Below are 8,402 nucleotides of genomic sequence, written 5' to 3'. Positions count from 1 at the left end.
GGGTCTCGTCGACGACCCGCGCAAGCTCCTCGGGACCGTGGACGTCCCGGCCGGGCCAGTGACCCACGAAGTCGACCATCACGATCTCGGACGCGACGGGCCGGCCCGCCCAGAGCTCGGTGATCCAGCGTTCGTAGAGCGCGCGCACGGTCGACACAGTGGGCAATTACCCCGTTGCCGCGTCACTTCAACAGCGCGACGATCTTCTCCTCGAGCGCGACGGGGGCGGCCTCGGCATCCAGCGGTTCCGTCTTGGGCAGCGCCACGTCGGGATCGGCGAAGTCGCGGTAGGTCTTGTCGCCGCCCAGCGTGTAGAGCAGGTAGCCGGTGAGCAGCGCGCGCACCGTCCGCTGCGTGCGCCGGTGCGGGCTGGCCAGGCCGAACACCTTCGTTAGCCGTCGGCCCTCCACCAGGCCGCCGGGCTGGGCCTTGCTGACGACCCGCAGCGTGGCCGCGTCCCACGCCCGGGACAGCGACAGCGCGTTCGACGTCAGCGACTTCGGATCGCCCGGCGCGGTCAGGATCAACCCCGGCAGCTTGAGCGTCGCCGCCGGTGCCTCGGCCGGGGGGCTGGTGACCGCGGGAAACAACGCCGCCGCGGCGGCCGGCTTGTTCGGCATCCCGGCCGCGGCGAACACTGCGGCCGAGCCGCCGAAACCGTGTCCGACCACGCCGAGCTTGGCCGGATTCACGCTGATCTTGCCCGGCCCGAGCCGCACCCCAGAGACGATGTCCAGCGCGGTGCCGAGGTCGAAGGCGAAGTTCAGGACGGAAGGGGCCAGGCCGCGCTCGGTGTCGGGAGCGCCGGCCACGATGCCCCAGGACGCCAGGTGTTCGAGCAGACCCGCATAGCGGCCGGCCTTGGTCAGCCAGTCGTGCCCGAACGCGACGCCGGGCAGACCCAGCCCCGCCTCCGGGGTGTAGACCACCCCGGGGAGCCCGGCGAACGCCAGGTCACCCCGCAAAACCCGATGCGGACCACGGCGGTTGAGCGCTGCGAACAGCTTGCGGGTGCGGGCCACGCGTCGACGTTAGCGCATCGCGGTCAGGCCATGACCTCGATGACGCCCACCCGCCAGAGCGCCGCATACATGTGGCGCAGCGGGAAGCTCAGTAACTTCGCGGCCGTGTCGACCATCGGGTCGCCACTGGCGATCGGCTCGCGATGACGCCGCCGGGGCGCGGGCTTGGGGGCGGGCGCCGGCGCGAGCGTCAGGCTGGGCACGGGCAGCTCGGTCATCACATCGTCGAACAGAACAGCGGTCATGATTCTCTCCTAAAAGAAGCGGTGCGGAATTTCGGATTAACATTTACTAACGGTTAGCTATCCGGCGGCTTACGCATTATCTGGGCGGTTATTTTTAAGCCAAATAATTAGTCGGCCGTCTAACGCAGTTTCCGGGTAGCTGGACTATCATCATTGATGTCTGCATAAAGGTTCTATTGCTACGAAGATATGGTCGCGCTCTGCGCATTTACACTGTTGAGCCGCATGGCTCGCCAGGCGGTAGTGATCAGGCGGGCGTCAACGAGCTGTCCTTTCTGGTGGCTCCGACGGTTGCCGGTTGTAGCCGATTCCAGAATTCTAAGTAGGCAGATTGGTTCAGCGATGACGCAAACGAAAACGCCACAAATACATCAGGTGAAAAGCGTTTCTATCGTTTATGAAGACGATGTAAAGGGGATGGTCAGCGGCCCTGGGCCGGAAACCCGGGTGGATTGGTCCACGGTGTCCACCTGACTCCGTCCCAATACCGGTGCCCGGGCCCCGACGGGTCGCCGTACCAGCCCGGCGGCGGACCGGCGGCCGGGGGCGGGGCGGGGACGTGGGCGGCGCCGGGTGGCAGCGCGGCCAACTTGCGAACCTGCCGCATCGCGTTCCAGTTGGAGACCAGCGCGACCCAGTTCAACACCAGCAGCGAGAGCAGGCTCCACCAGCCGGCCAGCAGGTTTTGCGTCTGCGCGGACCGGTATGCCCGCTCGCACTGCTCGAGGGTGCCCGTGACGGCGTAGCTGCGCTGCTGCCAGAAGATGACTGCGCCGATGTGCTCGATGAGCCGGACGGAGAACTGACGGTACGGGTCGGTCACAACAAACCTTCCTGCGCAGGTGGGCGGCCTAACCATAGCCTCGGCGTGCGGGGTTGGGGGTGCGCCTGCACTACCCTGGTTCGAATGTGCGGAATCGTCGGCTACGTCGGGCAGCAGCCTGCCTGCCAGGTCGTCATGGATGCGCTGCGCCGGATGGAGTACCGCGGCTACGACTCGTCGGGCATCGCACTGGTCAACGGCGCGGGAACGCTCACCGTGTGCCGCCGCGCCGGCCGGCTCGCCAACCTGGAGGACGCGGTCGCGCAGATGCCGCCGGAGTCGATGGGCGGCACCACCGGCCTGGGTCACACCCGCTGGGCCACCCACGGGCGCCCGACCGACCGCAACGCGCACCCCCACCGCGACGCCGCCGGCAAGATCGCCGTCGTCCACAACGGCATCATCGAGAACTACCCTGGCCTGCGCCACGAGCTCGAGGCCTACGGCGTGGAGTTCACCAGCGACACCGACACCGAGGTGGCGGTGCACCTGGTGGCGCAGGCCTACCGGCACGGGCCGACCGCCGGCGACTTCGCGGCCTCGGTGCTGGCCGTGCTGCGCCGGCTGGAGGGCCACTTCACGCTGGTGTTCACCAACGCCGACGAGCCCGGCACCATCGTGGCCGCCCGTCGCTCCACCCCCCTGGTCATCGGGATCGGCGACGGCGAGATGTTCGTCGGCTCCGACGTCGCGGCGTTCATCCCGCACACCCGCAACGCCATCGAGCTCGGGCAGGACCAGGCCGTGGTGATCACCGCGGACGGCTACCGCATCACCGACTTCGACGGCAACGCCGACGTCGAGTACCGCGAATTCCACATCGACTGGGACCTGGCCGCCGCGGAAAAGGGCGGCTACGAGTACTTCATGCTCAAGGAGATCGCCGAGCAGCCCGCCGCGGTGGCCGACACCCTGCTCGGGCACTTCATCGACGGGCGGGTGGTGCTCGACGAGCAGCGGCTCTCCGACCAGGAACTGCGCGAGATCGACAAGGTGTTCGTCGTGGCGTGTGGCACCGCGTATCACTCCGGGCTGCTCGCGAAGTACGCCATCGAGCACTGGACCCGGCTGCCCGTGGAAGTGGAGCTGGCCAGCGAATTCCGCTACCGCGACCCGGTGCTGGACCGCAGCACCCTGGTGGTCGCGATCTCGCAGTCCGGGGAGACCGCCGACACCCTGGAGGCCGTCCGGCACGCGAAGGAGCAGAAGGCCAAGGTGCTGGCCATCTGCAACACCAACGGCTCGCAGATCCCCCGCGAATGCGACGCCGTGCTTTACACCCGCGCCGGGCCCGAGATCGGCGTCGCCTCCACCAAGACATTCCTGGCGCAGATCGCCGCCAATTACCTGGTGGGCCTGGCGCTGGCGCAGGCCCGCGGCACCAAGTACCCCGACGAGGTCGAGCGGGAGTACCGGGAGCTGGAGGCCATGCCGGACCTGGTCGCGCGGGTGCTCGCGATGATCGAGCCGGTGGCCGCGCTTGCGCATCGGTTCGCCCAGTCCTCGACCGTGCTGTTCCTGGGCCGCCACGTGGGCTACCCGGTGGCGTTGGAAGGCGCGCTCAAGCTCAAGGAACTGGCCTACATGCACGCCGAGGGGTTCGCCGCCGGCGAGCTCAAACACGGCCCGATCGCGCTGATCGAGGACGACCTTCCCGTCATCGTCGTCATGCCCTCGCCAAAGGGCCAGGCCACGCTGCACGCCAAGCTGCTGTCCAACATCCGGGAGATCCAGGCGCGCGGGGCGATCACCATCGTGATCGCCGAGGAGGGTGACGACACCGTGCGGCCCTACGCGGACCACCTGATCGAAATCCCATCGGTCTCAACCCTTTTGCAGCCGCTGCTGTCGACCATCCCGCTTCAGGTGTTCGCCGCGTCAGTTGCCCAGGCCCGAGGTTACGACGTTGACAAACCCCGCAACCTCGCCAAGTCCGTCACCGTGGAGTAGCCGCCGCCTGAGGCTGGCCGCCTTGGGTGTCGTGCTCCTGATCGGCGCCTACATCGGTTCGATCGCGCTGTACGTCGACAGCGGCATGGGTCATCCCCATGTCGTGGTGCAGGGTACGCAGGCGGGCGACGGGACGATGTTGACGAACGACGTCGAAGAGATCCAGTCGCACAACAGCGTTCTGATCGCCAACATCACCGTGCAGCCTGGCCCCGGGCTGCTGGACCCCCGCACCCACACCCTCAAGGACGACCTCCACATCTTCGCCGCCTCGACCGCGACGAGCAGCAGGCAGACGTGGCCGAAAGGCACGCTGCCCACCGTGTTTCGGGTGTCGCTCGTCCTCACCGGCGAGGTCGCGGACTGGCCGCTCGACGAATACCACTCGGGGCCCGTCGTCGCCCAACTGTCGTCCGGTCCGGAGAACACACCGGTGCCCGCGACGGTGACCCTGGTCGACCGGCTGCTCGGTTGGAAAGTCGACGTGACCCGCGTCAACGACGCCGACCCGACCGGCCCGTTCCGGGTGGACCTGTCCAGGACTTCGAGCACGGTGGTTTTCGGGGTCGCCATCCTGTGCGTCCTGATCGGGCTCGCCGGCCTGGGCGCGTTCGTCGCCGTCCAGACGTCGCGCGACCGGCGTAAATTCCAGCCGCCGATGACGACCTGGTATGCGGCGATGTTGTTCGCGGTGATGCCGCTGCGCAATGCTCTGCCCGACGCGCCGCCATTCGGAAGCTGGATCGACATCACGATCGTGGTGTGGGTGATCGTCGTGTTGGGGATATCGATGGGGCTCTACATCTCGTGCTGGTGGCGGCATCTGCGACCCGAAGCCGCCTAGCCGACGCCCCTGCGCCGGCCACGTCCGTCACCGCGGAGTAGTTCCGCCGCTTCGGCCGTAACGCCGCGTGATCCGCGGCGGTTCCGTTAGATTGCTCTCGGGTAACAAGCCACTCCACGGGGTAGGAGCAGCATGCGATCGGCGGTCACAAGACTCGCCACGGTGGGCGTCATCGTGCTCATTCTCGGGACATACATAGCGTTGGTGGGCCTCTACAAGGACACCGTCGAAGGGTCCGCCCCCGGCACCCTGAGCGACAATCCGGAGACGGCCGCCCAGAGCATGGCCACCTTGACCGTGGAGGAGATGCAGTCCAACTACAGCGCCGTCGTCGCCAACGTGGCCGTCGCGCCGGGGCCCGCGCTGCTGGACCCGGTCACCCACCGCCTCAAGGAAGATCTCGTGCTGCGCGTTCGATCTTCGGCCCAGCCCAGTCGCAAGGACTATTCGCCGGGCATGCTTCCCGGCGTCTTCCCGCTCCCGCTGACCATCGCGGGTCACGTGGAGCGCTGGCCGTTCGACAGCTACGCGTCGGGTCCGATCGAGGTGCAGCTCTTCCCCGGGGGCGATACGACGAAGCCGCCCATACTCATCCCGGTGCGACTCATCGACCATTTGTCGGGCTTCAAGGTCTCCATGAGCAAGATCCCGGGCCAGGAGGCGTACCGCATGCACGTGCGGCGCGCGCTGAGCACCGCGGTGTTCGGGATGGTCATTTGCGGCGTGCTCATTGCGATCGCCGGCCTCGCCGTTGTCGTCGCGGTCCAGACGCTGCGCAACCGGCGCAAGTTCCAGCCCCCGATGACGACGTGGTACGCCGCGATGCTCTTCGCGGTGGTGCCCCTGCGCAACGCGCTTCCCGGCCTACCCCCGTTCGGGGCGTGGATCGACGTGACCATCGTGCTGTGGGTGATCGTCGCGTTGGTGACGGCGATGCTGCTGTACATCGTCTGCTGGTGGCGCCACCTGAGGCCGGAGCCTCAGGTCGTCGCGCCGACGGCGGATCCGGTCCCGGCGTCATCGGGCTGATACCCCTTTCGCTTCAACACATTTCGTTATCGAGTAGGGGGGGTCGTGAGGTACGGCGTCATAGCGTTGATCGTGGGCGTCGTCGGGGCCTACGTCGCCTCGGTGGCGCTGTACGCCAACAGTGGGGGTCACCATCACCACCAACAGGCGGTGGCCGGGGGTGACCGCAGCACGGCGACGTTGGTCGTCGAGGACATCCAGTCGAACTACAGCGTGCTGATGGCGAACCTGTCCATCTCGCCGGGGTCGGGCCTGCTGGATCCGCAAACCGGGCATCTCAACCAAGACCTCGGCCTCCGCGTGCGATCCGTGGCGACGCCGACCCGCCGCACCTGGACCAAGGGCATGCTCCCCGGCGTCTTCCCCGTCCCGCTGACCATCGCGGGGGAGATCGAGAATTGGCCCTTCGACCGTTACGGTTCGGGGCCGATAGAGATCGAGCTCATGCGCGGCGGCAGCGACACCGTCGCCGAGCGGCTGCCGGTGACCTTCGTCAATCACCTTTCCGGTTGGCAGGTGTCCGCCGACGGACCGGGTCCGTACCGGGTGAGCGTGCACCGCTCCCTGAGCGCGGCGGCGTTCGGCATCGTCATCTGCGCCGTGCTGGTCGCCATCGCCGGGCTGGGCCTGTTCGTCGCCGTTCAGACGTTGCGCAACCGCCGGAAGTTTCAGCCGCCGATGACGACGTGGTACGCGGCGATGCTGTTCGCGGTGGTGCCGTTGCGCAATGCGCTGCCCGGCTCCCCGCCCTTCGGCGGCTGGATCGACATCACCCTCGTGTTGTGGGTGCTCGTCGTCCTGGTGGTGTCGATGCTGCTCTACATCGCCTGCTGGTGGCGGCATCTGAGGCCCGACGTCCCTGCGGCGCCGGCGAATCCGTTATGAGGTTCGCCGTCGTAGGACTCATCGTGTCCGTCCTTGCGGCATACGTCGCGTCGGTCGCGCTGTACGCGCACAGCCGCACCGCGAATCACCGGGCGGAAGTCCCGGCCGCGGGCGGCAGCAGCATCGCGACGTTCACGGTCGAAGACGTTCAGTCCAACTACAGCGTCGTCGTCATCAACCTCGCCATTTCGCCCGGATCGGCCCTACTGGATCCCCAGACGCAGCACCTCAACGAAGACCTCAGCCTGTGGGTCCGATCCGCGGCGACGCCCACCCGCCGAAGCTGGACCAAGGGCATGCTGCCCGGTGTGTTTCCCGTCCCGGTGACGATTGCCGGGGAGATCGAACGGTGGCCCTTCGATCGCTACGAGTCCGGGCCGATCGAGGTCGAACTCCTGCACGGCGGTGAGGGAGGCGTGCCCGAGCGCCTGCCCGCCACGTTCGTCAACCACCTTCCGGGCTGGCAGGTCACCGCCGACAACGGCGGAGGGCTCGGTCCCTACCGAGTCACTCTGCAGCGCTCCCTGAGCGCGGCTGCGTTCGGCATCGTCATCTGCGGCGTACTCATCGCCATCGCCGGGGTCGGCCTGTTCGTCGCGGTCCAGACGCTGCGTGACCGGCGGAAGTTTCAGCCGCCGATGACCACGTGGTACGCCGCAATGCTTTTCGCGGTTGTGCCGTTGCGCAACGCGCTTCCCGGCTCGCCGCCCTTCGGCGGCTGGATCGACATCACCATTGTTCTCTGGGTGCTCGTCGTGTTGGTGATATCGATGCTGCTCTATGTCGCCTGCTGGTGGAGGCATCTGCGGCCCGACCCTCCGCAGCCCGGCGCGCCCCCCGTTTCGGTGCGGCAACCCAACGGTCCGCGTGCGAAGGTAAGGACGTGACGAACGCACCGGTGCGGTCCCGACTGCGCAGCATGGGACTGGCGGTCTGGCACTACGTCAGCAGCGCGCCGCTGACGTACGGCTGGTTGCTCGTCCTGTTCATCACCACGCTCATCCAGCACTGGCTGCCCCAGCGGCAGCTGCACTCGATGCTGATGCACCATTCCACCAACATCCACGGACTGGCCCGCGACCCGCTCGACGTCCTGTTCTCCAGCCTGCTGTGGATCGACGGCGACAACCTGACCCCGTACCTGATCCTGTTCTCGTTGTTCCTGGCGCCGGCCGAACACTGGCTGGGCCAGTTGCGCTGGCTCACAGTCGGATTGAGTGCCCACATCCTGTCGACCTATTTCAGCGAGGGGCTGCTGTATTTCGCCATCGAGCAACACGACGCCTCGGAACGGCTGGTGCACGCCCGCGACATCGGCGTCAGCTACTTTTTGGTCGGGGTGATGGCCGTGCTCGCCTATCACATCGCGCGACCATGGCGCTGGGGCTATCTGGGCGTGCTCTTCATCATCTTCGGTTTCCCGTTGATCACGATGGACCGGATTGAACTGAACTTCACCGCAATCGGGCATTTCACCTCGATCCTTGTCGGCCTCTGCTTCTACCCGATGACGCGCCACCAGGACCCGCGGCAGCTGAGCCCGGCGCGCCTGCGGGCCATGGCGCGGCGCCGCCGGTCGCCCGAGGCATCGGCCTGAGCGGCGC

At 67.3% G+C, this 8,402-nt stretch carries 9 protein-coding genes; 6 read left to right on the top strand and 3 right to left on the bottom strand.

Features of this window, described 5'->3' with window-relative positions:
• Positions 1-182 precede the first annotated feature (182 nt).
• From A9X03_RS26425 to A9X03_RS26415, 3 genes are all read right to left on the bottom strand, one after another.
• Positions 183-1,022 (bottom strand): dienelactone hydrolase family protein, encoded by an 840-nt coding sequence (locus A9X03_RS26425; RefSeq protein WP_067754466.1) that lies wholly within the window; start codon positions 1,020-1,022, stop codon positions 183-185.
• A gap of 23 nt (positions 1,023-1,045) precedes the next feature.
• The gene (locus tag A9X03_RS26420) at positions 1,046-1,267 is read right to left on the bottom strand and encodes an Rv1535 family protein (protein WP_067754469.1); all 222 of its coding nucleotides are present in this window, start codon (positions 1,265-1,267) and stop codon (positions 1,046-1,048) included.
• Between the two features lie 421 nt (positions 1,268-1,688).
• Positions 1,689-2,126: a DUF2510 domain-containing protein gene (locus A9X03_RS26415; RefSeq protein ID WP_067754472.1), complete on the bottom strand. Its 438-nt coding sequence runs from the start codon at positions 2,124-2,126 to the stop codon at positions 1,689-1,691.
• 48 nt (positions 2,127-2,174) lie between these two features.
• Here A9X03_RS26415 and glmS point away from each other — a divergent pair, with 48 nt between their 5' ends.
• The 6 genes from glmS to A9X03_RS26385 all read left to right on the top strand — a co-directional run bounded on the left by glmS (position 2,175) and on the right by A9X03_RS26385 (position 8,395).
• The gene (gene glmS / locus A9X03_RS26410) at positions 2,175-4,040 is read left to right on the top strand and encodes a glutamine--fructose-6-phosphate transaminase (isomerizing) (RefSeq protein WP_067754475.1); all 1,866 of its coding nucleotides are present in this window, start codon (positions 2,175-2,177) and stop codon (positions 4,038-4,040) included.
• A gap of 7 nt (positions 4,041-4,047) precedes the next feature.
• Positions 4,048-4,884, top strand: coding sequence for a DUF4436 domain-containing protein (locus tag A9X03_RS26405; RefSeq protein WP_067754614.1), 837 nt, complete (start codon positions 4,048-4,050; stop codon positions 4,882-4,884).
• A 132-nt stretch (positions 4,885-5,016) separates the two neighbouring features.
• The gene (locus tag A9X03_RS26400) at positions 5,017-5,913 is read left to right on the top strand and encodes a DUF4436 domain-containing protein (RefSeq protein WP_068263775.1); all 897 of its coding nucleotides are present in this window, start codon (positions 5,017-5,019) and stop codon (positions 5,911-5,913) included.
• A 45-nt stretch (positions 5,914-5,958) separates the two neighbouring features.
• Positions 5,959-6,798, top strand: a complete 840-nt coding sequence (locus A9X03_RS26395) for a DUF4436 domain-containing protein (protein ID WP_067754481.1) — start codon at positions 5,959-5,961, stop codon at positions 6,796-6,798.
• Positions 6,795-7,685, top strand: coding sequence for a DUF4436 domain-containing protein (locus tag A9X03_RS26390; RefSeq protein WP_068263773.1), 891 nt, complete (start codon positions 6,795-6,797; stop codon positions 7,683-7,685). Before A9X03_RS26395 ends, A9X03_RS26390 begins: the two co-directional genes overlap by 4 nt.
• A gap of 32 nt (positions 7,686-7,717) precedes the next feature.
• Entirely contained in the window at positions 7,718-8,395 is a 678-nt protein-coding gene (locus A9X03_RS26385) for a rhomboid-like protein (protein WP_067778591.1), read from the top strand.
• Positions 8,396-8,402: the final 7 nt, after the last annotated feature.

The sequence above is a fragment of the Mycobacterium sp. E1715 genome, from assembly GCF_001667625.1.
Classification (GTDB): Bacteria; Actinomycetota; Actinomycetes; order Mycobacteriales; family Mycobacteriaceae; genus Mycobacterium.
The sequence above is the reverse complement of the archived record's forward strand: the minus strand, read 5'-3'. Positions and strand labels throughout refer to the sequence as shown.